Origin of the sequence: Paraplanobispora takensis (assembly GCF_016863195.1) — a bacterium.
In the GTDB taxonomy this organism is placed as follows: domain Bacteria; phylum Actinomycetota; class Actinomycetes; order Streptosporangiales; family Streptosporangiaceae; genus Planobispora; species Planobispora takensis.
On sequence record NZ_BOOK01000061.1, the window covers coordinates 1 to 25,404 of the forward strand.

Sequence of the window (25,404 nt, forward strand, 5' to 3'; positions counted from 1 at the left end):
GGTCTCGCCACCGGGCGTCTCCTCCCCAGGAGTCTCCCCGCCAGGCGTCTCTTCGCCCGGGGTCTCCTCACCGGGGGTCTCGCCACCGGGCGCCTCTTCGCCCGGGGCCTCCCCACCCGGGGTCTCCCCGCCCGGCTTCTGCTCTTCGGGCTTCTGCTCGCCCGGCGGGCATTCCTTCGTTGACGAAGACGTGGAGGAGGAAGGGGGTTCGACGCTGCGCTTCGTCTTTTCGAGCGCATGCTTCATCACGCTGTCGATCAGGTCGGAGGCGTCGACGCTCTTCCCGCCCTCGGGGCAGGGGCAGAGCGGGGAGGGGGACCCTCCATGAGAACCGTGCTTCCCCTCCGAGACCGTAGCCGATCCGGAGGAGGACCCGCCGCCTGTGGTGGCGCTGGCGGTCGAGGGCAGGGAAACACCAAGAACTAAGCACCCGGCCACAGATACAGTCAGGCGGTATACGACCTTCTTCATGGTTTCCTCTGATATGGCGGCACTCACTGGAGAACCGAAAACGAGTACGGGCCAATACCGATGCCGAAAAGTGTCCGGCCTTGGCCTGGCTTGACGACGTCAATGTTGTCGATCACCGTCGGCCACGCCGGGGAAGACGCGGCGCGTTTTCGCCAACCTTGGTGAAGGCCCTACTCGCCTTATAAAAACGCCCATGTCATAACTTGAGCGCCACCACTGCCACCACTGCCACCACTGCCCCCACAGGAAATGCGCTGAATTCTTTTCTCACCCACCCGGAAGCCGGGGTACGGCCGCGCCGCCGTACCCCTCGCCTACCCCGGGACTCAGCCGAGCTGCGCCTCGGCGGAGGCGATGATCTCCTGCAGGCGCAGGCCGTGCGCGGCGTCGAGCGGGTGGCCGCCACCGCCGCGCACGGTCGTGGCGAACTCGGCGATCATCGTGGAGAAGGCCTCGGGACCGATCGCGCTCCCGTCGACGGACTCCCGGCCGAGCCTGCCGTAGACGTCCACGTGGGGAGGCGGGGTCTGCCCCGGGGCGCTCAGGCACAGCGAGGCCTCGCTGACCGCGCCGGTCTCGTGCTCCAGCAGCAGCCCGACCCAGCCGGTCGGGTTGCCATGCGCGCGCACCCCGGTGACCGGGCCGAGCGCTGCGTCCAGCATGTCGATCATGTGCGGGCCGACGTCGAGGATCGCGCCGCGCTCCAGGCGCCACGGAGTGGCGAAGTGGCCGCCGAGCATGGCCCCGGAGACGTTGGCCGCGTGCCCGCCGAACGGCTCGACCGCCGACACCCGCGCCAGGAACGCCCGGACCGCGGCCGAGTAACGCCATGTCAGGCACATCTGGGAGACCACGCCCGCCTCCCCGACGGCGTCGGCCAGGCGCCTGGCGCCGTCCAGGTCGGCCGCGAGCGGCTTCTCCAGCAGCAGGGCCTTGCCCGCCTTGGCGGCCAGGACGCCGAGCTCGGCCTGTACGGCGGGCGGCACCGAGAAGAGCACGGCCTCACAGGCGTCGAAGAGCTCCTCGATCTTCTCGAAGACCGGTGCGCCCAGCCTGGCCGCGGCCTCGGGCCGCCGGGCCCACACTCCCGCCAGCCGTGCGTACGGCCCGGCCGCCAGCATCGGCGCGTGCACCATCTCCGCCCACGGCCCGGCACCGACCAGGCCCACAGATACCGTCACATCTCCAGCTTCTCACGGGCCCAGGACCTGATCGCGTGTTCCGGGCGGTGCGCGGTGGTGCCGCCGTCGACGACGATCGTCTGGCCGGTGACGCAGCGTGCCTCCTCCGAGGCCAGGAAGGCCACCAGCGCCGCCACGTCGTCCGGGTCGGCCGCCCACGGCAGGACGCGTTCCGCGGCCTTCTCCGCCAGCCGTTCCGGTGTCATCACGGCCCGCGCCAGGTCCGTCATCACCAGCCCGGGGGCCACCGCGTTGCACCGGACGCCGCGGGAGCCGTACATCGTGGCGACGTAGCGGACCAAGCCCGTCAGCGCCGCCTTGGAGGCTCCGTAGGCGGCGTGGTCGGCGTCGCCCACCAGGGCGGACACCGAGGAGGTGACCACGATCGCGCCGCCGCCGGTCATGGCCGGGACCGTGTGCTTGACCATGAGCATCGCGCCGCGCAGGTTGACCGCCATCGTCCGGTCCCAGACCGCCACGTCCATGTCGAGCAGGTCCCCGTCCCTGCCGTAGACGTCGCGGTCCAGGCAGGCCGCGTTGGAGTGCACCACGTCCAGCCGGCCGAACGAGGCCACCAGCTCGGCGACGGCGTCCTCGACCGCCTTCTCCTCCGAGACGTCGCAGTGGAGCGCGCACGCCGTACCGCCGGCGGACCTGATCGCCGAGGCGACCGCCCGCGCGCCCGCGAGCCGCAGGTCGGCGACGCCGACGCAGGCCCCCTCGGCGGCCAGCCTGCGCGCGGTGGCCGCGCCGATCCCCGAGCCCGCGCCGGTGACCAGGGCGACCTTCCCGTCGAAGCGCATCACCACTCCACCGGCAGTGCGGTCAGGCCGCGGCCGACGATCGACGTGCGGTAGGAGACCTCCTGCCCGGGGACGAGCCGGAGCCGGGGCAGGCGCTCGCCCAGGATGTCGAGGGCGGTGCGGAGCTGCAGGCGGCCCAGGGCGGCGCCCACGCAGAAGTGGATGCCGTAGCCGAGGGTCATGTGGGCGTCGGCGTTGGGGCGGTCGATCCGGAAACTCTCGGGGTCGTCGAAGACGGTCTCGTCGTGGGCGGCGGAGTCGGTGGACAGCAGGCACAGCGACCCCGCCGGGATCGTCGTCCCGTGCAGCTCGATGTCGGAGGTGGCGTAGCGGAAGGAGCCGAGGCTGGCGCCGTCGATGCGCATGCACTCCTCGACCGCGTTGCGGGTCAGCTCCGGCGGCACCGGCCAGATCCCCTCGCGCAGCAGCCGCAGCGCGCTGTTGCCGAGCTGGTTGGGCACCGTGTCGTTGCCGCCGAGCAGGATCGTGGAGATCAGCTCGACGACCTCGCGGTGCGACAGCTCCTCGCCGATCAGGGAGGTCATCAGCGAGGTGAAGTCGTCGCGCGGGTCCCGGGCGCGGGAGGCGACGAGCCGGTCCACGTAGTCGAGGTAGGCCAGGAAGCTCTCGGCCAGCACGAGCTGCCGGTCGGGCGGCTGCGGCGACAGGAACAGCTGGAACCAGCCCTTCACGTGCTCCTTGACGAACTCCTCGTCCTCCTCGGGCACGCCGATGAAGCGGGCGGTGAGCTTGGCCGAGGGCTCGTGCGCGATCTCGGCGACGAAGTCCGCCGCCCCGCGCGGGGCCACCCGGTCGAGCAGGTCCTCGTTCAGCTGCCGGAACCGCTGCTCCATCGCCGAGACCGCGCGCGGGGTGAAGGCCCGCGACACCGAGCGGCGCAGCCGGGTGTGCACGGGCGGGTCGACGTTGGCCACGAAGCTCGACAGGAAGGAGCCGTGCTCGCCCAGCTTGAGCCGGGTCTCCTCGGACAGGCTCCGGGAGATCGTCAGCGACCCCTCGGAGGAGAAGCGCCCGGAGTCGCCGTAGGCGGCGCGCACGTCGGCGTACCGGGTCAGGACGTGCGCGCCCAGGTGCTCGCTGCGGAAGACCGGCCGCTCGTGGCGGAGGCGGCGCAGGAAGTCGTACGGCGCGGCGACGTGCCAGGCCGCGCCGACGTCGAAGTCATCAGCGTCGATCATGGAAAAGACCTCCCGGGCTCGGTACGGCTCTCGTGTCTCGGTACGGCTTCAGTACGGCTCGCGCCGGGTGAGGATGTCGCGGGGGTTGACGACGAGCATCCGGTGGATCTGCTCCTCGGTGACGCCCCGCCTGCGCAGCTCGGGGAGCACGTCCCGGGAGATGTGCAGCAGGTGGTAGTCGGGGTGGCGGCGCCGTACCACCTCGGGGTCGAAGCGGTCGTTGAAGCAGTAGGAGTCGTGGGACAGGACCATGCGGCCGGCGTGTCCCCGCTCGCACATGGCCGCCACCGTCGCCACCCGGTCCTCGAAGGAGCTGATGGTGTTGATGCCGAAGCGGTCCATGCCCAGGTAGGAGCCGTTCGCGATCAGCTCTTCCAGGTAGGCCAGGTCGGTGGAGTCGCCGGCGTGGCCGATCACCACCCGGCCCGGGTCCACTCCCTCCGAGGCCAGGAGCTTCTGCTGCTCCAGGCCGCCGCGTGAGGCGCTGTGGGAGTGGGTGGTGATCGGCACGCCGGTGGCCCGGTGCGCCTGGGCGACGGCGCGGAAGACCCGCTCGCAGCCGGCGGTCATGCCCAGGTGGTCGGAGGCGCACTTGAGGATGCCCGCCTTCACGCCGGTGTCGCCGATGCCCTCGGCGATGTCCCGGACGAAGAACTCGGCCAGCCTGTCGGGGCCGCCGAACAGCGAGCCGGGGCCGCGGTTGCCGAAGTACGGCGGGAGCGCGTCGTAGGTGTAGAGCCCGGTGGCGACGACGATGTTGACCTCGGTCAGCTCGGCCACCCGCTGGACCGCGGGCACGTAGCGGCCGAGTCCGATCACGGTCAGGTCCACGATGGTGTCGATGCCGTGATCCTTCAGCTCGGTCAGCTTGTCGGCGGCCTCGCGGGCCCGCAGCTCCAGGTCCCAGCCCTCGGGGATGTCCGGCCAGTTCCACAGGATCTCCGGGCTGAGCCCGAAGACGTGCTCGTGCATGAGGGTCGCGCCCAGGTCGGCCACGGGCCCGGCAACGGTCTCGACGTTCGCGTTCCGCTCAGGCATGGGGGACGACCGGGAACTTCGGGTGCTCGAACGGCCGGTTGACGGTCAGGCCCAGATCGTCGGTCTGCCGGTACGGCGTGCCGGTGTAGAGGGCCTCGGCGTCGAAGTAGGTGACGGTGAAGGACACGCGGGGAGTGTCGCGGCGGTTGGCGGGGGCGCCGTGCACGGTCAGCGCGTGGTGCACGGTCGCGTCCCCGGCGGCCAGGTCGAGCGGCGGGGACGGCTCCAGTTCCTTGAGCCAGGGGTGCTGGGTGAGCTGGTCGTCGCCGTCGCGGGTGAAGGAGCGGCCGAGCACGCCGTACCGGTGCGAACCGCTGTAGAACCGCAGGGAGCCCATGTCGGCGGGCACGTCCACCAGGGCGAGCCAGAAGGTGAGCATCGCCGAGCGGTCCATCGGCATCCACGGGAAGTCCTGGTGGAACTCGGTGGCCCCGTGCCCTCCTCCGCCCTCCTTGACCAGCAGGTTCGTCACCTGCACGCGCACCCCGGCCACGCCGCGCAGCAGCCGGGTGGCCGCCCGTCCGAGCTGGGGGGCCAGGGCCACCCTCCGGAAGTGCCCGTCGGTCTCGGCGACGTCCCTGGACTGACCGAAGGCCTGGTCCACCTTGGTGGTCACCGCGCGGGAGCGCCCGGCCAGATGTTCCAGCGCCCGCTCCCGCAGGACGGCCACGTGGCCGGGGCCGAGCAGGCGCGGCAGCCGCACCCAGCCGTTGTGTTCGAAGAAGGCGACCTCGTCGTCGGTCACGTCGCGGACCGGGGTGTCGTCAGCCATGGGCTCAGTGTCGGACCGGAACCCCTTATAAAGCAAGCGCTTGGTATACACCCTCGGGGAATCCCCGTCCGCGGCCCCGGCGAGGGTCGCACCGGCCCCCGAGAGGGGTCACGCCGGACCCGGGGGAAACCCTCCGCAGCCCTGGGGAAGGCCCCGTTGTCCGCACCATGAGCCGCCTGCGGGCGGTCGTCCCTGGGCGGCCGGGGCCGTTCACCCTATACTTACCAAGCGCTTGATAGGTTAAGGGGGACGTGATGGACCGGCCGTTCAGGTTCGCCGCCGTGGTGAGGGAGGCCGCCTCGGGCCGGGAATGGGCCCGCAAGGCCCGCCGGTTGGAGGAGTCCGGCTTCGATGTGCTCCTGGTTCCCGACCATCTGGTGGGATCGCGCTTCGCGCCCGTCGCGGCGATGACCGCGGCGGCGTGCGCGACCGGCCGGCTGCGGGTCGGCACCCTGGTGTTCGCCAACGACTTCCGCCATCCGGCCGTGCTGGCCAAGGAGGCCGCCACCGTCGACCTGCTGTCGGAGGGGCGCCTGGAGCTGGGCCTGGGCACCGGCTGGATGGCCGCCGACTACGGCGCCGCCGGACTGGCGCTCGATCCGCCGGGGACCCGGGTGGACCGGCTCACCGAGGCGATCACGGTCCTCAAGGGGCTGTGGGGCGAAGGCCCGTTCACCTTCCACGGCGAGCACTACCGGATCGACGGGCTGGACCAGCGGCCCAAGCCGGTCCAGCGGCCCGGCCCGCGGCTGATGCTCGGCGGCGGCGGGCCGCGCGTGCTGCGCCTCGCCGCCCGCGAGGCCGATGTGATCAACCTGACCATGCGGGTCAGGGCGGACGGCTCCGGCCCCGACGGCGCGGACGGCGGCCTGGACGCCTTCCTGGCCAAGATCGACGTGGTACGGCGGGCCGCCGGGGACCGCTACGGCGCGATCGAGCTCGGCACCAGCGTCCTGCGGCTGGGCGGGCGCGGGCGGGGCGCGTCGTGGAGCGCCGCCGACCCCTCGCGGCAGGACGAGACCCCCCAGGTGCTGCCCGGCACCCGCGCGGACGCCGTGGACAAGCTCCGCCACTGGCGCGACACCCACGACCTGTCCTACTTCGTCCTGCACCACGAGGACGACCTGGACGCCTTCACCCCGGTCGTGGAGGAGCTCGCGGGACGCTGAGCCGCGACGGGGCGGCACTCAGGGGGCGCCATCGGGCCGGCGGGAGCCGTACGGGCATGATGGGTGCACCATGAACGAGATGATTCTGCTTCGGCACGGCGAGACCGAGTGGAGCCGGGACAGGCGGCACACCGGACGCACCGACCTGCCCCTCACCCCCAGGGGCGAGGACGAGGCGCGGGCGCTGGCCCCCCTCGTCAAGGACAGGGCGCTGGACCTCGTCCTGGTCAGCCCCGCCCTGCGGGCCCGCCGGACGGCCGAGCTGGCCGGGCTGACCGGCTGCGAGGTCGATCCCGACATGTGGGAGTGGGACTACGGCGGCTACGAGGGGATCACCACCGCGGCGATCCGCGAGACCCGGGCCGGCTGGTACCTCTGGCGCGACGGCGTCATCCCCGGCGACGCCGGCCACCCCGGCGAGAGCGCCGCGCAGGTCGCCGAGCGCGCCGACCGGGTCATCGCCCGCGCGAGGGCCGCGGAGGGCGATGTCGCGCTGGTCGCCCACGGCCACTTCCTGCGGATCCTGGCGGCCCGCTGGCTCGGCCAGCCACCCGAGGAGGGCCGCTTCTTCCGTCTCGACACCGGCACCTACTCCCGTCTCGGCTTCGAGCACGGCCAGCAGGTGATCCTCACCTGGAACGCCCCGATCTGATCGCGCCGGCCCGGGCACTCAACTCGAACGCGATCATGTCGATATTCCGGTCAGTGATGCGGGATGGGCCCGCGGCGGTATCTGAGAAAGAGGCTGACCGGACATGAAGAAGTTGAACGACCTGAAGGTCGGTGTGCGCCTGGGCGGCGCGTTCGCAGCGGTGGGCGTGCTGTTGTGCGCGGCGGTGGGCGTGGGCGTGGCGGGCATCTCCTCCGCGAGTGACGCGGTCGAGCGGATGGACGCCGACGCCGCGGTGCGCGGGGCGGCGCTGACCGCCAAGTTCCGCACCGCCGACTTCGCCGGCTGGCAGACCGGCTACGCCCTTGACGCCCTGCGCGGCGTGCCTGGCGCCACCGACGACGGCACCGGCCAGCGCAAGAGCTTCCTGGAGTCCACCGCGGCCTTCCGCCAGGACCTGGACAAGCTTGAGGGCATGGAGCTGACCCCCTCCCAGCGGGAGGACCTGCGGACGGCCGAGGAGGCGTTCGAGGAGTTCATGCGCGTCGACGGCCAGATCATCGCCGCCTACCGCGAGGGCACGCCCGCCCAGCTCGCGAAGGCGGGCGAACTGGTCTCGGGTGAGGCGCTGGAGCACTTCGCCAAGGCCGCCGGGGCCGTCGACGAGCTGGCCAGCGAGTCCGTCGGCATCCTCACCGCGACGGCCGCCGACGCGCGCACCTCCGGCAGCGGTTCCCTGCGCGTGATGCTGGGCGCCGGCGCGCTGTGCCTGCTGCTGGCCGCCGCCCTGGCGCTGCTGGTCACCCGGACCATCACCCGGCCGCTGAGCGCGACCGTGGGGATCCTGCGCAGGGTCGCAGGCAAGGACCTGACCGTGCGCGTCGACACCTCCCGCCGTGACGAGCTGGGCGACATGGCCCGCGCCCTGGACGAGACCCTGCAGGTGCTGCGCGAGTCCTTCTCCAGGATCAGCCGGCAGAGCACGACGCTGTCCGAGGCCTCCCAGGAGCTGACCGCCGTCTCCGGGCAGATGGACACCGCCGCCTCCCGCACCTCCGCGCGCTCCGGCCAGGTCGCCGCCACCGCCGAGCAGGTCTCGGCCAACGTGCAGACGATCGCCGCGGCGAGCGAGGAGATGAGCGCCTCCATCTCGGAGATCTCCAGCAGCGTCAGCCAGGCCGCCCGGGTGGCCGACGCCGGCGTCGGGGCCGTGCGCGGCGCCGGCGAGACCGTGGCCAAGCTGGGCACCTCCAGCGCGGAGATCGGCAGTGTGATCAAGACCATCACCTCGATCGCCGAGCAGACCAACCTGCTGGCGCTGAACGCCACCATCGAGGCCGCCCGCGCGGGCGAGCAGGGCAAGGGCTTCGCAGTCGTCGCGGGCGAGGTCAAGGACCTGGCCCAGGAGACGGCCCGGGCCACCGAGGACATCGCCCGGCGGGTGGAGGCCATCCAGGCCGACACCGACGCGGCCATCGCGGCCATCGCCGGCATCAGCGAGGTCATCACGACCGTCAGCGAGCACTCCACCACCATCGCCGCCGCCGTCGAGGAGCAGAGCGCCACCTCCGGGGAGATGAGCCGCAACATCTCCGAGGCCGCCGTCGGCGCCGGTGAGATCGCGATGGGCATCACCGAGGTCGCCTCCGAGTCGGAGAACACCACCTCGGGGGCCGCCGAGTCCCGCCGCACCGCCGACGAGCTCGGCCGGCTGGCCACCGAACTGCACGGCGTCGTCGCCCAGTTCACCGTCTGAGCCGCCGGAGCCGCCGGAGCCGTCAGAAGCGTCAGAGCTGCCCGAGCCGTCCGAACTGCCCGAGCCGTCTGAACTGCCCGAGCCGTCCGAACCGTCAGAACCGGGAGCCGCGTCCGCCACGGCGGGCGCGGCTCCGGGCCGGGACTGCCGGACCGGGCCTGTCAGACCGGGGCTGTCAGACCGGGCCTGTGACCGGGGACAGGCGGGAGCCGGGGAAGGGCGCCAGCAGGGTCTCCCGCCAGGGCCCGTCCAGGAAGTCGCGGGCCCGTCTGCCCCAGGCGAGCAGGCGCTCATCGGGCTCGACCTCGTCGTCGAGCCCGAGGGCCGCGTCCCGCGCCCGCTGCATCGCCAGATGCGAGTCGAGGGACATGCCCCAGACGGTGACGACCTCGGTGTCGCAGAACAGGACCTCGTACAGGCCGATCGGCCGGTGGCCGTGGTCGGCGAGCACGGGTGCGCGCTCCTCGCGGACCGCGTCGAGATAGTCCAGGGCGGCGCCGGGGCGCACCCGGGCGCTCTCGAAGAGATAGAACGGCGCGGCGTAGCCCTCGGCTGTGATGTCGGCCAGGGCCGGGCTGCCGCGGACCGCGCCGAGCGGGCGGGAGAAGGCGGAGAAGCGCAGATCGTCGATGTCGGACAGGAACAGCCTGTCGTCGACGCCGTCGTAGATGTTCATCATCTGCCGCCAGCCGCCGTCCCAGCCGCCGTGGCAGTCCCAGAGCGTGACCGCCCGGAACTGCGGGTGGCCCGTGATGCCGACGGCGTAGAAGGCCCCGACGAGGTCGATCTCGCGTGACCTGATCGACAACCCCTCCGTCAGCTCCGGGCTGTCGAGGGTCTCGTCCTCCTTCTTGTAGCGGGTGAGCCAGGTCAGGTACTCCAGCGGCCTGCGCGAGTTCATCGGCCGGAAGTCGACTTCCTCGACCAGGTAGATCCCACGCCGCATGGAGTCCTCCCTTACCAAGCGAATGCTTGGTCGGCACACTAGCCCAGGAGGCGCGGGCCGTACAGGCCGCCGATCACGCGGCCTGCGCCGGCCCGGGCCGCGGGCCGCGTCCGGTCAGCCACTCGACCACCATGCGGTGACCCTGGCGGGCGTCCTCGAAGTGACCCCAGCTCCAGTAGCGCGGCTGGTCACGGACCCCGGTGACCCAGGTGCGGTAGGACACCCCGAGCGCCGCACCGCCGCCGGCGGCCGCCGACCCGACTCCGTAGGTGCGGATCACGACGCGGCCGCCCGGCGCGAGAAGCTCGTCGTCGGCCACGGGATACAAGGTCATCTGGTCGAGCATGGTTCGATCCCCCTCTTTCGGTATGGGTCGAACTCTGCCCGCCTGTCCCCCGCTCCCCGTTACACGACCGGCGCGTGCAGGTTAACCACACGCGCCGGAGGTAAAAAACGGCGTTACGCCGTCAGGCTGTCGAACTCCCCGTCCTTGACCCCGAGCACCAGCGCGCGGATCTCGTCGCGGGTGTAGATCAGGGCCGGGCCGTCGGGGAACCGGGAGTTGCGGACCGCCACGCTGCCGTCCGGCAGTTCGGCGAGCTCGACGCAGTTGCCCGTCGAGTTGCTGTAGCGGCTCTTTCGCCAGTCGGCCCCGGCCAGGTCCGTGGCGGGCATGCCGTTATAGGTCTGCTCCATTTAGATCTCTCTGAGAAGGGCGCCGAGTAACTCGGTGGTCCCTCCGGGTGTCGTGCTCTCCACGCACAACTGCTCCATGGCCGTGAGGTATGGATCGATGTCCTCACGTTTGTCCAGGTAGAGGGCCCCCCAGAGCTGCTCGACGTAAACGACGTCCGACAGGTCGGACTCCGGAAATCTGAGGATGCTGAACGCGCCACCCTCGGCCGCATGCATGCCGAACTTGAACGGCATCACCTGGAGAGTGATGTTGGGCAGAGCGGAGGCCTCCAGCAGGTGCTGGATCTGCTCCCGCATGATGTCCCTGCCCCCGATCGGCCGTCTCAGTGCCGCCTCGTCGATGACCGCCCACAGTCGCTGGCCGTCCTTCTTCGTCAGGCGGTCCTGCCGTTGCATGCGCATATGCACACGGCGCTCGATCTCCGCGTCGGGCACGTCCGGGTAGCCGAGCCGGATCACGGTGCGCGCGTAGGAGAACGTCTGGAGCAGGCCAGGGACGAACTGCACCTCATAGGTGCGGATCAAGTTCGCCGCCTCCTCCAGCCCCACGTAGGTGGCGAACCAGTTCGGCAGGAGATCGCCGTACTTGTGCCACCAGCCCGGGGTGTTCGCCTCGCGGACCATCTCCAGCAGGCTGCGCCGTTCCGCGTTGTCGAGCACGCCATACAGGGTGAGCAGGTCCTCCACGTCCCGCGTCTTGAAACCCACACGGCCCAGTTCCATCCGGCTGATCTTGGACTCGGAGGCCCGGATGTGGAATCCGGCGACCTCTCTGGTGAGCCCCTTCTCCTCACGCAGGCGGCGAAGACTCGCGCCGAGCATGATGCGCCGGACGGTGGAACCGGTACCCGGAGGGTCCATGGACACGTGGTGCTCCTTGCTCGCTTCCTGATCGACAGTCTGTCACTTCACAACCGGAAATTTCCCGGCTAAGGACAAGATCCCCTTTCCTCCGAGTGAGCGAATCCAGGGGTACCGTAGCGCCTGCACGGACCCGATGCACGTGCATTCGCTCTTGCACCTGCACATGAGTTTGTCTCATGATGATCCCGTGCAGTCCGCCCAAACCGCGCCCCCACGCCCCGCGTGGACGGCGCTCGACTGGTGGCCCCCCGTCGGCTGGTGGCCTGACGCCGCCCGGGACCTGCTGCCGGGAACCGTGTCGTCCCCAGCCAGCGCCACGTTCGTCCTCCCCCCGCACACCGAGTCCGTGCACTCCGCGCGCAGCTTCGCGCTCGGGACGCTGACCGGCTGGCGACTCGACGAACTGAGCGAGAACATGGAGCTGGTCGTCTCCGAGCTGGCCACCAACGCCATCAGGCACGGCCTCCGGCTGGCCCGCTCGCACGTCGGAGAACCGGTCCGGCTCTCCCTGATCCGCCGGGGCACCCTGGTGACGTGCGCGCTCAACGACCCCGGCGCCGGATCCCCCACCCTCCGCGACCCCTCACCCATGGAGGTCGGCGGGCTGGGACTGCACATCGTCGAATCGCTCAGCGCCCGCTGGGGCTGGGCGCCGCTGGCCCCGTACGGCAAAATCGTCTGGGCCGTCCTGCGGCCCTGAACCCGCACGGGCCGCCCCGCGGGTCCCGCACCCCCACTCTCACCGAGAGATCCGAGCCATCCCGAGAAGGCGCCGCCTCTTCCCCTCAACTGGCGCCCGCCGGCCCCGGCCCCGACGCTCCCCCCGCCGTCGGGCCGGGGCCGGTCACACCACGTGACGGGTTCCGGTCCTCCCACGGAATCCGGCGCATTCCGCGCGGTGCCTGACCCGGGCATCCCCTCTGCATTACCTTTGAGGTCTGCGACCCCTCCGCTCCCTGAAGAGAGCGGCTTCCCGCCCGTCCTCGGCCGAGGCGGGCGGCGGCCACATCCCGACCGTCCCGAAGAGAAGACCACACAGGGAGACGACTTCCCCGCGCACCATTCCTAAGAGAGCTGCGAGATGGACGATCACCTGCTCGGCTGGTTGAAAACCCTCGACGAAGAACGGCTCGCCCGAGTTCTGGCCAACAGACTGGACGCCATCGCCCCACCGTGGCCGCGCCGCATGGACACCCTGGCGCAGCGACTGGGCAACGGTTTCGCCGTGATGGAGGTCCTGCGCGGCCTGCCGCTGCCGGCCCTGGAGATCGCGGAGGCCGCGCTGGCCCTGGGAGACCGGGTCGACGCGCAGGCCCTGGCGGCCTTCTTCGGCGTGCCGGAGGCCGAGGTGGCCCCCTGGCTGGAAGTGCTGTTCGAGCACGCGCTGGCCTGGCCGGACAGCGAGGGGAACGTCCACGTCGTCGCCGCGCTCGGCCGCTGGTGGACGGCTCCCTGCGGACTGGGCGAACCGCTGGCCCACTATCTGAACTCCTGGACGACCAGCGCCGACGCCCTGCGCACGCTGGCGGGCTCGCTCGGCCTGCCGCCGGGACCCAAGCGGCGCATGGTCGCCGGGATCTGCGAGATCCTGTCCGACCCCGCCCGGACGGCCGCCCTTCTGGAGCGGGCCCCGGCCGGCGCAGGGCGGCTGCTGGAGGACTTCACCTGGGACGGCCCGGTCCGCGACGTCGACGGCGGCCGGTTCGTCGTGCCGGGCACGCCGGAGAAGTGGGCCGCCGACCACGGCCTGATCTTCCGGCCCAGCTGGAACGTGGCCGAGATGCCCCGCGAGGTCGCGCTCGCGCTGCGCGGCCCCGGCTACCGCCCGCCCTTCAGCCCCGTCCCGCCCGACCTGGCCACCCTCCCGGTGGACCCCGAGAGCGTGGACCACCTGATGACGCTGGCCGCCCCGCACGTGGTCGAGCGCTGCGCCGCGATGCTCGACAACACCTCCAAGGCCCCGCTCCCGCTGCTGAAGGCCGGCGGGGTGGGAGTGCGCGAAGTGCGGCGGGTGGCCAGGGAGACCGGCTGCGACGAGGACGAGACCCGGTTGCTGCTGGAGGTCTGCGCGGTGGCCCGGCTGCTGGCCTGGGACGAGCAGGCCGGCGGCCTGGTGCCCACCGACCGGTTCGACCGCTGGCGGCTGGACGACGCCGCGGCCCGGCTCCGGGTCCTGCTGGCGGCCTGGTGGCGGATGGAGCGCTCGTCGCTGCGCAGGACCGGCGGCAAGTACGGCACGGTGCTGGGCGACGACCCCGCCGGGACCGCGGTGGCCCGGGTGCGCCGCGCGGTGCTCGGCGTGCTGGCCCGGCTCCCGGCCAGCACGGCCTGCGCCGACCGCGCCGGACTGGTCCGCCTGGCCCACTGGCACGCCCCGCTGCTGGACCGGGCGCTGCTGGCCGAGTGCGCGCCGGCGGTGCTGGAGGAGGCCCGGCTGCTGGGCCTGGTGGCCCATGAGGCGATCACCGACCTGGGCCGCGCGCTGGCCGCCCTGGAGGCCGAGGCCGGCGACGAGAGCGACGACTCCTCCCCGCTCGTCGAGCACGACCCCGCCCTGATCGAGTGCTCGACCCGGGCCCTGGCGAGCGTACGGCGCAGCGCCCTGTTCGGCGCCGACCTGACCGCGGTGGTGACCGGCCCGCCCTCGGCGGAGCTGGCCGAGCTGCTGGATCGGGCCGCCGACCGCGAGTCGCGCGGCTCGGCCTCGGTCTGGCGCTTCAGCCCGGCGAGCGTGCGCGCCGCCCTGGATTCGGGCTACACCGCCGACGCCCTGCTGGCCGACCTGGCGGAGGTCGGCACGATCCCGCAGCCCCTGGACTATCTGGTGCACGACGTGGCCAGGCGGCACGGCGAGGTCACGGTCAGCACGGTCGCCTGCATCGTGCAGGCCTCCGACCCGGCGCTGCTGGCCGAGATCGCCACGCACCGGCGGCTGAGCCGGCTGGGCCTGCGGCTGCTCGCGCCGACCGTGCTGGCCAGCGCGATGCCCGCCGGAAAGACCCTCGCCGCGCTGCGCGAGAACGGCTACGCCCCGGTGCAGGTCCAGGACACCGGCGAGGTCACCGTCCGCCGCGCCCGCGTCGAGGAGCCTGCGGGCGGCCGGCTGATCCTGCTGCCCGGCGGGCAGGTGGCCGAGCTGGACCCGCCCGCCCACGTGCTGGTGGAGCCGCCGCCCGACCCCCGCGAGCACGCCCGGCGGCTGTTCACCGCCGGGGGCGCGGGCCCGCAGTCCACCGGGCGCACCTGGGCCGTGATCGGCCGGATGGCCCCCCGGCTGCCCACCGCCCAGCAGTCCCTGCTCGGCTTCGTGGTCGACCGGGGCGTCCGGGCCGGCATCACCCTGGCCGACGGCCTGACCGCCACCATCAGCCACGGCGAGCTGCGCAGCGGCGTGCTCGACGCCTGGTGCGAGGAGGCCGGCGACTATCTGGAGTTCCCGCTGGCCGACATCGTGGAGGTCCGCGGCGCCTACGCCTGACCCGCCCCCCTGAACAGCCGGATCCCCGGCGCCGCCCGCTCACGGGCCCCGTACCCGGTCACCCGCTCGCGGGCTTTCCCGCGGCGCCGATGCGGCGTGAGGTGGCGCGTGCCCTTCCGGCGCCGCCGTACGCCGAGCGGTGGCCGATGCCGTTACGGCGTCACAGCTTCTTCGCCTTGGCGAGGTTGGCCGAGAGCTCCTTCAGCATCTCGGCGTAGCCCTGGTAGCTGTAGCGCTGCTCGGCCCGCCAGGGGTAGACCTGCCCGGCCTTGACCGCGGGGAGCTTGGCGAAGGTCGGCTTCTTCATCATCTCCTCGACCTTCATGGACTGCGCGCGGGCGTCGGCGAGGATCACGTCGGCCTCGTACTTGTCGGCGTTCTCCCAGCTCAGGGTCTCCCAGTAGCCGGCCTCGTCGACCTTGTCGGGGACGACGACGTCCAGGCCCAGCTCCTTCATGTACCCCACGTCGATGTGGTCCTTGAAGTGGGCGACCCACAGCGACTCCGGACCGCCGGCCATGACCAGGATCTTCAGCTGCTTGGCCTCGGGGGTGACCAGCGCCTTGGAGGCCGCCTCGAACTCGGCCTTCGCCCCGGTCACGGCGGGGGCGTTCAGGTCGGCGCCCAGCGACGCGGCCACCTCGCCGTACTTGGCGATCAGCTCGGGGATCGACCGGCCGTACAGCTTGACGCCGAGGGTGGGCGCGGCCTGCTCGATGGTGGCGGTGGACTTCTCCGGGACGTACCAGAGGGTGTTGCCGTTGTACATGCCGCTGACCAGCAGCTCGGGCTGGAGCGAGATGTACTTCTCGACGTTGAACTCGTCCCAGACGTTGCCGAGCGTCTCGACCTGGCCGAGGTCGACGGCGCCGATCTGGGGATCCTTGGAGCCGTCCTGCAGCTTGTGCGGGCCGAAGACCGCGATCGGCCGCACGCCGAAGTCCCACAGCACGGCGGCGGCGCCGATCTGCGCCACGATCCGCTCGGGACGCTTGGGCAGGTCGAGCTTCTTGCCGCGGTCGTCGGTGAAGCTCCACGGACCGGCGGCCGGGGCGGAGGAGGACGCGCCGCTCCCGGCGGGGGCGGCCGTCTGCTCACCCTGTCCGCACGCGGTGAGAGTGAGCAGGGTGGCACCGAGACCGGCGGCCAGGAACCCTCGCCGGGACAGGGCGGGTAGCGACATTTCCTTCTCCAAGGATAGGCTTACCTAATCGATTGAGCTTTAGATTAGCCTTACCTAACCAGCTAGAGGAAAGGGGGTCGGGTGAATCCCGCCGGTGTGGTCGAGACAGCGCCTGAGCAGGGGTCCGAATCGGGGCCCGGCAAAGCGCCGCCGCGACGCACGGGACGCACGGTCGCCCTGACCGCGGGACTGCTGGCCGGAGTGGGCGTGCTGGTGCTGCTGGTGCTCGTCAGCATCGCGGTGGGCTCCCGCTCGGTCCCCCTCTCCACCGTGCTGGACGCGCTGACCGCGCCCGACGGATCCACCGACCACACCGTGATCCGCGAGCTGCGCGTGCCGCGCACGCTGCTCGGCCTCGGGGTGGGCGCGGCGCTCGGCCTGGCCGGGGCGCTCATGCAGAGCCTGACCCGCAACCCGCTGGCCGACCCGGGCCTGCTCGGCGTCAACTACGGCGCCGCGCTCGGCGTGACCGTCGCCCTCGGCCTGCTGGACGTCTCCGACCCGGCGGTCTACGTCTGGTTCGCCTTCGCCGGGGCGGCGCTGTCGGCCGTGCTGGTCTACGCGCTGGGCTCGGCGGGACGCTCGGGCACGAGCCCCGTACGGCTGGCGCTGGCGGGCGTCGCCCTGGGCATGGTCTTCCACGCCGCCTCCTCGGCGATCCTGCGCCTGGACACCGCCACCTTCGACCGCATGCGGTTCTGGTTGACCGGCTCGCTGGCCGGTCCGACCCCGGAGATCGCCGTACGGCTCGCGCCGTTCCTGGTCGCGGGGCTGGCTCTCGGCCTGATGATGGCCGGTCCGCTCAACGCGCTGGCCCTCGGCGACGACGCGGGACGCGCCCTGGGCGCCGGCGTGGGCCGGACCCGGGCGCTGACCGCGGTCGCCGTCACCCTGCTGTGCGGGGCCGCCACCGCCGCCGCCGGGCCGCTCTGGTTCGTCGGCCTGGCCGTGCCGCACGCGGTGCGCGCCTTCACCGGCCCGGACCAGCGCTGGCTGCTGCCGTACACCGTCGTGCTCTCCCCCGTCGTGCTGCTCGCCTCCGACATCGCCGGACGCGTGATCGCGGCCCCCGGAGAGGTGCAGGTCGGCATCATGTGCTCCGTCATCGGCGCCCCGCTGTTCATCCTGCTGGCCCGTCGCAGAAGGCTCGCCGCACTGTGATCACCCGCACTGTGATCACCCGTACTGCGACCGCCCGCCGCACTGCGACCGCCCGGCCTCTCCTGCCGCACCGCCCTCGACAAGGAGCCTGACCCCATGACCGTCCTCCGTCTGGGCCTGTGGTCCCTGCGGCTGTCCCCGCGCGGGGTCGCCACCGCGGCCGGGATGATCGTCGTGGGCGTCGCGGTCAGCCTGGTCGCCCTGTCCACCGGGGAGTTCACCGTCCCCATCCCGGACATCGTGGCGTCGGTGTTCGGTCAGGGCACCCCGGCCGCCGAGCTCATCGTCGGCAGGCTGCGCGCCCCCCGGGTCGTGACGGGCCTGCTGGTGGGAGCCGCGTTCGGGCTGAGCGGGGCGATCCTGCAGAGCCTGACCCGCAACCCGCTCGGCAGCCCCGACTTCCTCGGCTTCACCGCGGGCGCCTCGACCGGCGGCATCATCGCGGTCGTCACGGGCGGCACCGCCTGGCAGATCGCGGGGGGCTCGCTGCTGGGCTGCGTGGCGAGCGCGGTGCTGGTCTACGCGCTCGCCTTCCGCAACGGCGTGCAGAGCTACCGGCTGATCCTCGTCGGCATCGGCGTCGGCGCGGTGCTGGTCTCCGTCGACTGGTACCTGCTGACCCGGGCCAACATCCACGACGCCGCCTCCGCGGGGACCTGGATCACCGGCAGCCTGAGCGGGCGCGGCTGGGAGCACGCCGTCCCGGTGGCCTGCGCGCTGGTGGCGCTCCTGCCGGTCTGCGCGCTGGTCTCCCGGCCGCTGCGGATGATGGAGATGGGCGACGAGGCGGCCAAGGCCGCCGGCATCGGGGTCGAGAAGGTGCGCGCGACGGCCATCATCGTGGGCGTGCTGCTGTGCGGCGTCGCCACCGCGGCCGCCGGTCCGGTCATCTTCGTCGCGCTGGCCGCCCCCCAGCTCGCCCGGAGGCTCTCCCGCTCCCCCGGCGTCACCATGGCCTCCTCCGCCCTGATGGGCGCGGTCCTGCTGGTGACGGCCGACCTGGCCGCGCAGCGCGTGTTCGCGCCGGTCCAGCTTCCCGTGGGAATCATGACCGCCGCGCTGGGCGGCACGTATCTGGTGTTCATGCTCCGGAAGGAACGACGTTGAGACTGTACGGCAGCGGCCTGACGCTCTCCTACGACCAGCGGGTGGTCGCGACCGAGCTGGACGTGACGATCCCGGACGGCTCGTTCACCGTGATCATCGGGCCGAACGCGTGCGGCAAGTCCACGACGTTGCGCGCGCTGGCCCGCATGCTCAAGCCCCGCGCCGGAGCGGTCCACCTCGACGGTTCCGTGATCACCTCGCTGCCGTCCAAGGAGGTCGCGCGCCGCCTCGGCCTGCTCCCGCAGACCTCGATCGTGCCCGACGGCATCACCGTCGCCGACCTGGTCGGCCGGGGCCGCTATCCGCACCAGCGGCTGATGCGCCAGTGGTCGAAGCAGGACGAGGTCGCGGTGGCCTCCGCCATGGAGGCGACCGGCGTCACCGACCTGGCCGAGCGCTGCGTCGACGAGCTGTCCGGCGGCCAGCGCCAGCGTGTCTGGCTGGCCATGGCGCTGGCCCAGGAGACCTCGATCCTGCTGCTGGACGAGCCGACGACCTTCCTCGACATCGCCCACCAGATCGAGGTCCTCGACCTGTGCGCCGACCTGCACGAGCAGGGCCGGACGCTGGTGGCGGTGCTGCACGACCTCAACCAGGCCTGTCGCTACGCCACCCATCTGATCGTGATGCGCGAGGGCCGGATCGTGGCCGAGGGCGACCCGGTGGAGATCGTCACCGCCGAGCTGGTGCGGGAGGTCTTCGATCTGCGCTGCGAGATCATCCAGGACCCGCAGAGCGGAACCCCCATGATCATCCCCGAATCCCGCCGCCGCAGTCGCACCCCGGCCTGACCCGGCCCGCCGTATCCACGTCCCGGCCCCGCTCCGGACCGGCAGCCCCGCCCCCGGCCACAGCGTCGTCTCGGCCCGCGAGACGCCGCCCGGCCCGGGGTCAGGCTTCCGCGGCCTCCCGCGCCGCGCGCTCCAGCCGGGCCCGGTACTCCTCCCACCAGGCCTCGTCCCCCAAGCCGGTCAGGTTGTCGTTGCCCTGGCGCAGCCCGGCGGCCCCGTCGATGAGCTCCCGGACGATGTCGGCGTGCCCGGCGTGCCGGTTGGTCTCGGCGATCACGTGCACCAGGATCCGGTGCAGCGTCGTCTCGGCCCGATCGGCCGGCCACCACGGCACACGGCCGATCGTCTCCAGCGGCAGTTCCTCGATCGCCGCGTCCGCGTACGCCCACACCCGGCGGTAGAGACCGACGATGTCCTCGCGCGACTGCTCGGCGGTCGCCCACATGTCCGCGTTGGGCTCGGCGTCCTCGACGGGCCAGGAGGGGATCGGCTCGGGGAACGGCCGCCCGAAGGTGAGGACGAAGTAACCCGCCTCGATCCCGGCCAGGTGCTTGACCAGCCCCAGCAGGTTGGTCCCGGTCGGAGTCAGCGGGCGGCGGACGTCGTACTCCGAGAGTCCGTCGAGTTTCCACAGCAGGGCTTCGCGGACGGACTTCAAGTATCGGTGAAGATCAGCCTTCGGCTCCGACGCAGTCATGTCGAGCATCCTTGCACCCGGTGCCGACAATCAGCGATACCGCTGCTCCCCCGGGCGGGCGGCGGATCGGGACCCGCGCCCCCGCCCGGGAGAGGGGCTCACGGGGTGAGGGTGAGGGTGTTCTCGGCGGCCCGCCGTACGGCCTGCTCGGTGGAGCGCATCGGGGTGAAGCGCCCGTCCGCCCACGGCTCGGCCTGGTCGTCGTAGTTGGCGTGGAAGGCGTGGCCGGAGGCGCCGGTCAGGTTGATCCACTCCGAACGGTCCAGGTCGGACAGGTCCACGACCATGCGCATCGACGGCACCCAGTTGACCTGGTAGCCCTGGGTGGCGTCCCAGCCGGTGGCGTTGACGGTGTCCTTGCCGCCGGCGGTGCGCAGCGGCCCCCGGTTGAACAGCCACTCGATCGGGGCGATCCCGCTGGTGCCGAAGGTCTCGTGGGTGAGGTCCAGGGTGTGCAGGTCGCCCCAGGCCCACTGCGCCGGGTCCTCGCCCTGCCGCTCGCGCAGTTCCGCGTCGGCGTCGGCCATCGCGGCCTTGAGCATGTCGTCGCGGCGCTCGGCCGTGCCCGCCGTACGGACGTCGTCCCAGAACGGGTCCTCCGGCTTGTCCAGCAGCAGGCGGACCACCTCGTACCAGCGGTCGTTGCCGCCGGGGGCGACGGCGCCGGACAGCTCGTCCTCGAAGACCCGCTCCAGCAGGTTCAGCCAGACGGCGTTGAAGTAGGCGGCCCCGGCCGACTCCCGGCCCTGGCCGAAGTCCCAGCCCTTGAGCGTGTCGTTGGGGACGCCGACCCGCAGCAGGTGCGGCACCAGGATCGGGGCCAGGCCGTTGTGGTCGTCCATCTGGATCTCACCCATGGCCCGCACGCTCAGCTTGCCCCCGGCGATCGCCTGCTTGATCCGCTCCACGATCCGCTGGGAGCGGTAGCCGTGGGACCAGTCGGAGGTCAGGAACAGCTCCTCGCTGGGGCGCATGACCGCGTTGTTGGCGGTGACGATGTAGCCCTCGGGCGGGTTGTAGACGTGCGGCAGCTTCTCGAACGGGACGAACCCGGTCCACTCGTGCTTGCCGTCCCAGCCGGCCACGGGCATGGTGCCGTCGCCCTCGGAGCGGACCGGGATCCTGCCGGGGGCCTGGTAGGCGATGTTGCCCTCGACGTCGGCGTAGACGAGGTTCTGCGACGGGGCCTCGAAGGAGGCCGCGCCCTCGCGGAACTGCTCGAAGTTCTCGGCGCGGTTCATCAGCAGGATGGCGTCGGCGGTGCGGCCGGGGTCGAGCGCGGTCCAGCGCAGGGCCACCTCCAGCCCCTCGGTCTTCTCGCCCAGACGCGCGGCGGCCCCGGGCACGGAGTCGCGGGCGTCGCCGAACACGCCGGAGATGATCGGCCCGTGCCCGGTGCTGCGGACCTTCAGCTCGACCGGCTCACTCCCGGCCACCTTGATCTGCTCGGTGCGCACCTGCATCGGCTGCCACTCGCCCTCGACCTCGACGGTGTCGTCCTTGACGCGCTCCAGGTACAGGTCGCTGACGTCGGGGCCGAGGTTGGTGAAGCCCCAGGCGATCTTGTCATTGTGGCCGATCACCACGCCGGGCAGGCCCGCGAAGGTGTAGCCGGTCACGTCGTAGGGGCAGGCCGCGCCCTTGGTACGGCAGTGCAGCCCGGCCTGGTACCAGATCGACGGGATCCGGGGCCCCAGGTGCGGGTCGTTGGCCAGCAGCGGCTTGCCGGTGCCGGTGTGCGCGCCGCCCACCACCCAGGAGTTGGAGCCGATCCCGGCGAGGTCGCCGCCCGCGGTCCCCAGCAGGGCGGGAGCGGCGTCCACCAGCGCGGCGGCCCGGCTCAGCGCGTCCGCCGCGCCGACCGGGCCGCCGCCCTTGGGCTCCTCGGCGGGCCCGTCGCCGCTCCCGGTCACGATCGGCTGGTGCCGGTCGAAGGGGTAGCCCGGGTAGAGCTGCCCGGCCCGCTCGGCGGGGAGCTTCGCGGCCACCAGCGACCGGTCGATCTCGGACTCCATGTTGGAGCGCAGGTCCCAGGCCATGGCCTTGAGCCAGGCCAGGGAGTCGGCCGGGGTCCACGGCTCGGGCTCGTAGGCGGAGTTGGTCAGCTTGAGCACGCCGTACTCGAGACTCTTCTCGGCGAACCCGTCGTGCTGGGCCATCCAGGCGTTGACCCCGGCCGCGTAGTCCTCCAGGGCCTGCCGGGTCTCCTGCTTGAGCAGCGGGATCTCGGCCTCGGCGGTGCGCCGCCAGCCGAGGGTGCGCACGACCTTGTCGACGTCGAGGGTCGAGGCGCCGAAGACCTCCGACAGGCGGCCCGCGGTGGTCTTGCGGCGGAAGTCCATCTCCCAGAAGCGGTCCTGGGCGTGCACGTAGCCCTGGGCCCTGAGCAGGTCGGCCGCGGTGTCGGCGTAGATGTGCGGGATGCCCTGCGCGTCGCGGTGGACGGTGACGGCGGCGGCCAGCCCGGGCAGTCTCACCTCGCCCGACAGCTGGGGGAAGGACCGCCGGACCGTCCAGGTCACGGTCCCGGCGAGGACGATCGCCAGGATGAGCAGGACGGACAGGATCCGGGCGAGCCACCGGACCGGCCGCGATAGGCGGGCAAATGGAGCAATCCGCACAGAGATGACCTTTCATCGCAAAGTTACGCAAGAGTAAGTATGGGATGAAGACCCTGTGACTTGGGTTACCTACTGGTAGCTTTTCGGACTCGACCGCATACCCGCCTCCCGCCGGGCCCGCCCAGCTCCCGCCTCCCGCAGGATCCGCTCAGCCCCGGCTTCCCGCAGGATCCGCCCAGCCCGGCACCAGGGCATGGATCGCCTTCCGCGCCCGCTCCTCACCGTACTCGGCGACCAGCGCCGTCACCTGCTCGGCCGCCAGCGAGGCGAGCACGGCGTGCGCGAGCGGGTCGGCGTCGCATCCCGGGCGCAGCTCGGCGAGCAGGATCGCCACATGCCGACGCCAGAACCGGTAGGCGCCGATCCGGTAGCGGGCCCCCGGACTGGCGGTCTCCGACATCCTGACCAGGTCGAGGTGGCCCAGCACGTAGTCGAGATAGGCGTCGGTGAACGCCGCCAGCCGCTCGGCGGCCGGCGCTCCCGGGCCGAGCGGGGGCGGCCCGGACAGGATCCCCGCCTGCAGCTCGCGCTCGCGCTCGTCGAGAAGGGCGACGGCCAGGCCCGACTTGTCACCGAAGCGGCGGAACAGCGTGCCCTTGCCCACCCCCGCCGCCGCGGCGACGGCGTCCATCGAGACGCCGTCCACACCCTTGTCGCGGAACAGCTTCGCCGCCGCGGCCAGCACCTTCAGCCGGTTGCGCGCGGCGTCGGCCCGCTCCCTGGGCGGCTCGTCCATCAGCATCCGCAGCGGCTCACTTGACGAACCGGACCGCGGTCCGATAATTTCCGAATCACTCACAGAAACGGACTATAGTCCAGTTAGCTTCAGGAGGCCAGCATGACCGCACTGATCGGCCGCGACGAGCTGAAGGCCGCGATCGAGGCGGGCACCGTCGTCGTCGTGGACGCCCTCGGCGGCGGCTACTACGCCCAGCAGCACCTGCCCGGCGCGATCCCCCTGGTCGAGAGCGAGGTCGAGAGCCGCGCGGCCGGACTGCTCCCGGACAAGGACGTCGCGATCGTGACCTACTGCTCCAACGCCGCCTGCGGCAACAGCGAAGCGGTGGCCCGGCGTCTGGCCACCCTCGGCTACACCCGCGTGCGCAAGTACCGCGAGGGCATCCAGGACTGGGTCGAGGCGGGCCTGCCCGTCGAGACCGGCGAGCAGGCCCTCACCTCCGGCCGCTGAGCCCCGGCCTTCCCGCGCCGCCCGGCGGGCCCGCCCGGGGACCGGAGATCAGGAAGGGACCGGCGCGCGGTCGACCCCGCGGGTCACCGTCCCCCACTCATCGAGGTCGCGCAGCCGTGCGGCGAGAGAGGCCCGCACGTCGCCCTCCGCCTGACCGCCCAGCGTCAGGCGGAGGGGAGGACGGTCGGCGTCCACGACGTCCAGCACGGCCCGGGCCACCGCGGCCGGATCGATGAACGCCTCCGGCGGCAGATCACCCAGAGAGCTCTGTACGGCCCGCACCGTCGCGTCGTAGTCGGCCACCGGTTCGGCGAAGGCGAGGTTCGACAGGAACGAGGTGGCCGTGTAGCCCGGTTCGATCAGCGTCACCTTGACGCCGAGCGGCGCCAGCTCGGCGACCAGGGCGTCCGACAGGCCCTCCACCGCGTACTTGGTCGCCGACAGCAGCCCCACCCCCGGATGGGCCGTCTGCCCGTAGACCGACGATCCCTGGAGGACGTGACCCGAACGCTGGGCCCGCAGCACCGGCAGGACGGCGCGCAACACGTTCAGGACGCCGAAGACATTGGTGTCGAAGACGGCTCTGGCCTGCGTGTCGCTCACCTCCTCCACCGCCCCGAAGAGCCCGTATCCCGCGTTGTTCGCCACCACGTCGAGGCGGCCGAACTCGGCGACGGCCCGATCGACGCCATCGCGCACCGCCCCCTCGTCCCGGACGTCGAGCTCCAGGGTGAGGAACCTGCCGGGGAAGCGCGCGGCGAGATCCGCGATGCCGTCGACGCGCCGCGCCGCGGCGGCGACGCGGTCACCCCGCCCGAGGGCGGCGAGCGTCAGCTCGCGGCCGATTCCCGAGGAGGCGCCGGTGACGAACCAGGAACGGCCGGGGGTCGTGGTCGTGATGGTCTCTGCTTTGATCGACATGGTTATGAACGTACAGAGTTAGAACATAACCAGCAAGAGGAAATCTTGAATTGAGTTATGAGCTAAAGTCGTTTACTCTGCAGCCAGCTATCATGGCGGACGTGGTCAGCGATCAGGGGCGGCACAGCCCGCTCAGCCAGCCCGGGGCGGCGGATCTCGTGCTCGGCTTCGTCAACACGCGCGCGATCGACGGAAGCGCGGAACGGCTGGCCGACGCCTCGGCGACCGGCCTGTGGCTGCGCGCGACCGGACTGGTCCACGCGGGGACCCTGGTCACCGAGGCGGACGCCGCGGCCGCCCGTGAACTCAGGCAGGCCCTGGTCACGGTGCTGCTCGCGCACGCCGGCGAGCCGGACGGCGACGGCGCGACATTGGAGGCGGCCGAGGCCTACCTGCGGCGAAGCGGTGCGACGTATCCGCTGTCGGCCGTCGTCACCGCGGACGACGTACGGCTCCTCCCGGCCCAGGCGGGTGTGGCCGGCGCGTTCGGCGCCCTGCTGGCGGCCGTGGCCGACCTCGCCAGGAAGGGCACATGGGCGCGGGTGAAGGCCTGCCGGAACCCGCCCTGCCACATGGGTTTCTACGACCGCACCCGGAACTGCTCGGCGGCCTACTGCAGTCCGCGGCGCTGCGGGGCGCAGGTCGCGATGCGCTCCTACCGCAGCCGCCGCGCCGCGGGCGCCGAGGACGCCCCGATCGGATAGGCGACCGGCCGGCGATGCGGACCCGCCCCGGCGCACGTCGCGGGAAG

24 protein-coding genes and 1 pseudogene are annotated in these 25,404 nt (G+C 72.2%); 10 read left to right on the forward strand and 15 right to left on the reverse strand.

Annotated features, from left to right (window positions below; all coding sequences use genetic code 11):
- The 6 genes and pseudogenes from Pta02_RS34800 to Pta02_RS34825 form a co-directional block, all read right to left on the reverse strand.
- Nucleotides 1-471, reverse strand: a pseudogene (locus tag Pta02_RS34800) (hypothetical protein); the annotation flags it as partial.
- 326 nt (nt 472-797) lie between these two features.
- Complete coding sequence (locus Pta02_RS34805) at nt 798-1,652, reverse strand: Gfo/Idh/MocA family protein (RefSeq protein ID WP_203879266.1); 855 nt, start codon at nt 1,650-1,652, stop codon at nt 798-800.
- Nucleotides 1,649-2,455 carry an SDR family NAD(P)-dependent oxidoreductase gene (locus Pta02_RS34810; RefSeq protein ID WP_203879267.1) on the reverse strand — a complete coding sequence of 269 codons (807 nt, stop codon included), beginning with the start codon at nt 2,453-2,455 and terminating at the stop codon, nt 1,649-1,651. Before Pta02_RS34810 ends, Pta02_RS34805 begins: the two co-directional genes overlap by 4 nt.
- Nucleotides 2,455-3,654, reverse strand: coding sequence for a cytochrome P450 (locus Pta02_RS34815; protein WP_203879268.1), 1,200 nt, complete (start codon nt 3,652-3,654; stop codon nt 2,455-2,457). The genes Pta02_RS34810 and Pta02_RS34815 overlap by 1 nt, the downstream gene beginning before the upstream one ends.
- 48 nt (nt 3,655-3,702) lie before the next feature.
- Entirely contained in the window at nt 3,703-4,692 is a 990-nt protein-coding gene (locus tag Pta02_RS34820) for a phosphotriesterase family protein (RefSeq protein WP_203879269.1), read from the reverse strand.
- On the reverse strand, nt 4,685-5,464 hold the full coding sequence (locus Pta02_RS34825) for a phytanoyl-CoA dioxygenase family protein (protein ID WP_203879270.1): 780 nt from the start codon (nt 5,462-5,464) through the stop codon (nt 4,685-4,687). The genes Pta02_RS34820 and Pta02_RS34825 overlap by 8 nt, the downstream gene beginning before the upstream one ends.
- Nucleotides 5,465-5,718: 254 nt before the next feature.
- On the opposite strand from Pta02_RS34825, the gene Pta02_RS34830 reads away from it, so the two are divergent.
- From Pta02_RS34830 to Pta02_RS34840, 3 genes are all read left to right on the forward strand, one after another.
- Nucleotides 5,719-6,633 carry a TIGR03621 family F420-dependent LLM class oxidoreductase gene (locus Pta02_RS34830; protein ID WP_203879271.1) on the forward strand — a complete coding sequence of 305 codons (915 nt, stop codon included), beginning with the start codon at nt 5,719-5,721 and terminating at the stop codon, nt 6,631-6,633.
- A gap of 70 nt (nt 6,634-6,703) precedes the next feature.
- A complete protein-coding gene (locus Pta02_RS34835; protein WP_203879272.1) occupies nt 6,704-7,285 on the forward strand; it encodes a histidine phosphatase family protein in 582 nt (193 codons plus the stop codon).
- 103 nt (nt 7,286-7,388) lie between these two features.
- Nucleotides 7,389-8,999, forward strand: coding sequence for a methyl-accepting chemotaxis protein (locus tag Pta02_RS34840; protein ID WP_203879273.1), 1,611 nt, complete (start codon nt 7,389-7,391; stop codon nt 8,997-8,999).
- A gap of 175 nt (nt 9,000-9,174) precedes the next feature.
- Here the strand turns inward: Pta02_RS34840 and Pta02_RS34845 are convergent, their stop codons facing one another.
- The 4 genes from Pta02_RS34845 to Pta02_RS34860 all read right to left on the reverse strand — a co-directional run bounded on the left by Pta02_RS34845 (nt 9,175) and on the right by Pta02_RS34860 (nt 11,502).
- The gene (locus Pta02_RS34845; RefSeq protein ID WP_203879274.1) at nt 9,175-9,945 is read right to left on the reverse strand and encodes a hypothetical protein; all 771 of its coding nucleotides are present in this window, start codon (nt 9,943-9,945) and stop codon (nt 9,175-9,177) included.
- 73 nt (nt 9,946-10,018) lie between these two features.
- A complete protein-coding gene (locus Pta02_RS34850) occupies nt 10,019-10,279 on the reverse strand; it encodes a hypothetical protein (protein ID WP_239131470.1) in 261 nt (86 codons plus the stop codon).
- Between the two features lie 125 nt (nt 10,280-10,404).
- Nucleotides 10,405-10,641 (reverse strand): DUF397 domain-containing protein, encoded by a 237-nt coding sequence (locus Pta02_RS34855; RefSeq protein WP_203879276.1) that lies wholly within the window; start codon nt 10,639-10,641, stop codon nt 10,405-10,407.
- A complete protein-coding gene (locus Pta02_RS34860) occupies nt 10,642-11,502 on the reverse strand; it encodes a Sco1979 family transcriptional regulator (RefSeq protein WP_239131471.1) in 861 nt (286 codons plus the stop codon).
- Between the two features lie 190 nt (nt 11,503-11,692).
- On the opposite strand from Pta02_RS34860, the gene Pta02_RS34865 reads away from it, so the two are divergent.
- On the forward strand, nt 11,693-12,205 hold the full coding sequence (locus tag Pta02_RS34865; RefSeq protein WP_239131472.1) for an ATP-binding protein: 513 nt from the start codon (nt 11,693-11,695) through the stop codon (nt 12,203-12,205).
- Nucleotides 12,206-12,586: 381 nt separating this feature from the next.
- A complete protein-coding gene (locus tag Pta02_RS34870) occupies nt 12,587-14,983 on the forward strand; it encodes a helicase-associated domain-containing protein (protein WP_203879278.1) in 2,397 nt (798 codons plus the stop codon).
- A gap of 160 nt (nt 14,984-15,143) precedes the next feature.
- Here Pta02_RS34870 and Pta02_RS34875 read toward each other — a convergent pair whose 3' ends face one another.
- Complete coding sequence (locus Pta02_RS34875) at nt 15,144-16,166, reverse strand: ABC transporter substrate-binding protein (protein ID WP_203879279.1); 1,023 nt, start codon at nt 16,164-16,166, stop codon at nt 15,144-15,146.
- An 81-nt stretch (nt 16,167-16,247) separates the two neighbouring features.
- Between Pta02_RS34875 and Pta02_RS34880 the strand changes: the two genes are divergently transcribed.
- From Pta02_RS34880 to Pta02_RS34890, 3 genes are all read left to right on the forward strand, one after another.
- Nucleotides 16,248-17,327, forward strand: coding sequence for a FecCD family ABC transporter permease (locus tag Pta02_RS34880; protein WP_203879280.1), 1,080 nt, complete (start codon nt 16,248-16,250; stop codon nt 17,325-17,327).
- Nucleotides 17,328-17,423: 96 nt separating this feature from the next.
- Nucleotides 17,424-18,434 (forward strand): FecCD family ABC transporter permease, encoded by a 1,011-nt coding sequence (locus Pta02_RS34885; protein WP_203879281.1) that lies wholly within the window; start codon nt 17,424-17,426, stop codon nt 18,432-18,434.
- Nucleotides 18,431-19,225, forward strand: coding sequence for an ABC transporter ATP-binding protein (locus tag Pta02_RS34890; protein ID WP_203879282.1), 795 nt, complete (start codon nt 18,431-18,433; stop codon nt 19,223-19,225). Before Pta02_RS34885 ends, Pta02_RS34890 begins: the two co-directional genes overlap by 4 nt.
- A 100-nt stretch (nt 19,226-19,325) precedes the next feature.
- Here Pta02_RS34890 and Pta02_RS34895 read toward each other — a convergent pair whose 3' ends face one another.
- The 3 genes from Pta02_RS34895 to Pta02_RS34905 all read right to left on the reverse strand — a co-directional run bounded on the left by Pta02_RS34895 (nt 19,326) and on the right by Pta02_RS34905 (nt 23,285).
- Nucleotides 19,326-19,883, reverse strand: a complete 558-nt coding sequence (locus Pta02_RS34895; protein WP_239131473.1) for a DinB family protein — start codon at nt 19,881-19,883, stop codon at nt 19,326-19,328.
- Nucleotides 19,884-20,020: 137 nt separating this feature from the next.
- The gene (locus Pta02_RS34900; protein ID WP_203879284.1) at nt 20,021-22,543 is read right to left on the reverse strand and encodes a penicillin acylase family protein; all 2,523 of its coding nucleotides are present in this window, start codon (nt 22,541-22,543) and stop codon (nt 20,021-20,023) included.
- 148 nt (nt 22,544-22,691) lie between these two features.
- A complete protein-coding gene (locus Pta02_RS34905; RefSeq protein ID WP_203879285.1) occupies nt 22,692-23,285 on the reverse strand; it encodes a TetR/AcrR family transcriptional regulator in 594 nt (197 codons plus the stop codon).
- A gap of 96 nt (nt 23,286-23,381) precedes the next feature.
- On the opposite strand from Pta02_RS34905, the gene Pta02_RS34910 reads away from it, so the two are divergent.
- The gene (locus Pta02_RS34910; protein WP_203879286.1) at nt 23,382-23,732 is read left to right on the forward strand and encodes a rhodanese-like domain-containing protein; all 351 of its coding nucleotides are present in this window, start codon (nt 23,382-23,384) and stop codon (nt 23,730-23,732) included.
- Nucleotides 23,733-23,780: 48 nt separating this feature from the next.
- Here the strand turns inward: Pta02_RS34910 and Pta02_RS34915 are convergent, their stop codons facing one another.
- The gene (locus tag Pta02_RS34915) at nt 23,781-24,653 is read right to left on the reverse strand and encodes an SDR family NAD(P)-dependent oxidoreductase (RefSeq protein ID WP_203879287.1); all 873 of its coding nucleotides are present in this window, start codon (nt 24,651-24,653) and stop codon (nt 23,781-23,783) included.
- Between the two features lie 101 nt (nt 24,654-24,754).
- Here Pta02_RS34915 and Pta02_RS34920 point away from each other — a divergent pair, with 101 nt between their 5' ends.
- Complete coding sequence (locus tag Pta02_RS34920; RefSeq protein WP_203879288.1) at nt 24,755-25,357, forward strand: CGNR zinc finger domain-containing protein; 603 nt, start codon at nt 24,755-24,757, stop codon at nt 25,355-25,357.
- Nucleotides 25,358-25,404: the final 47 nt, after the last annotated feature.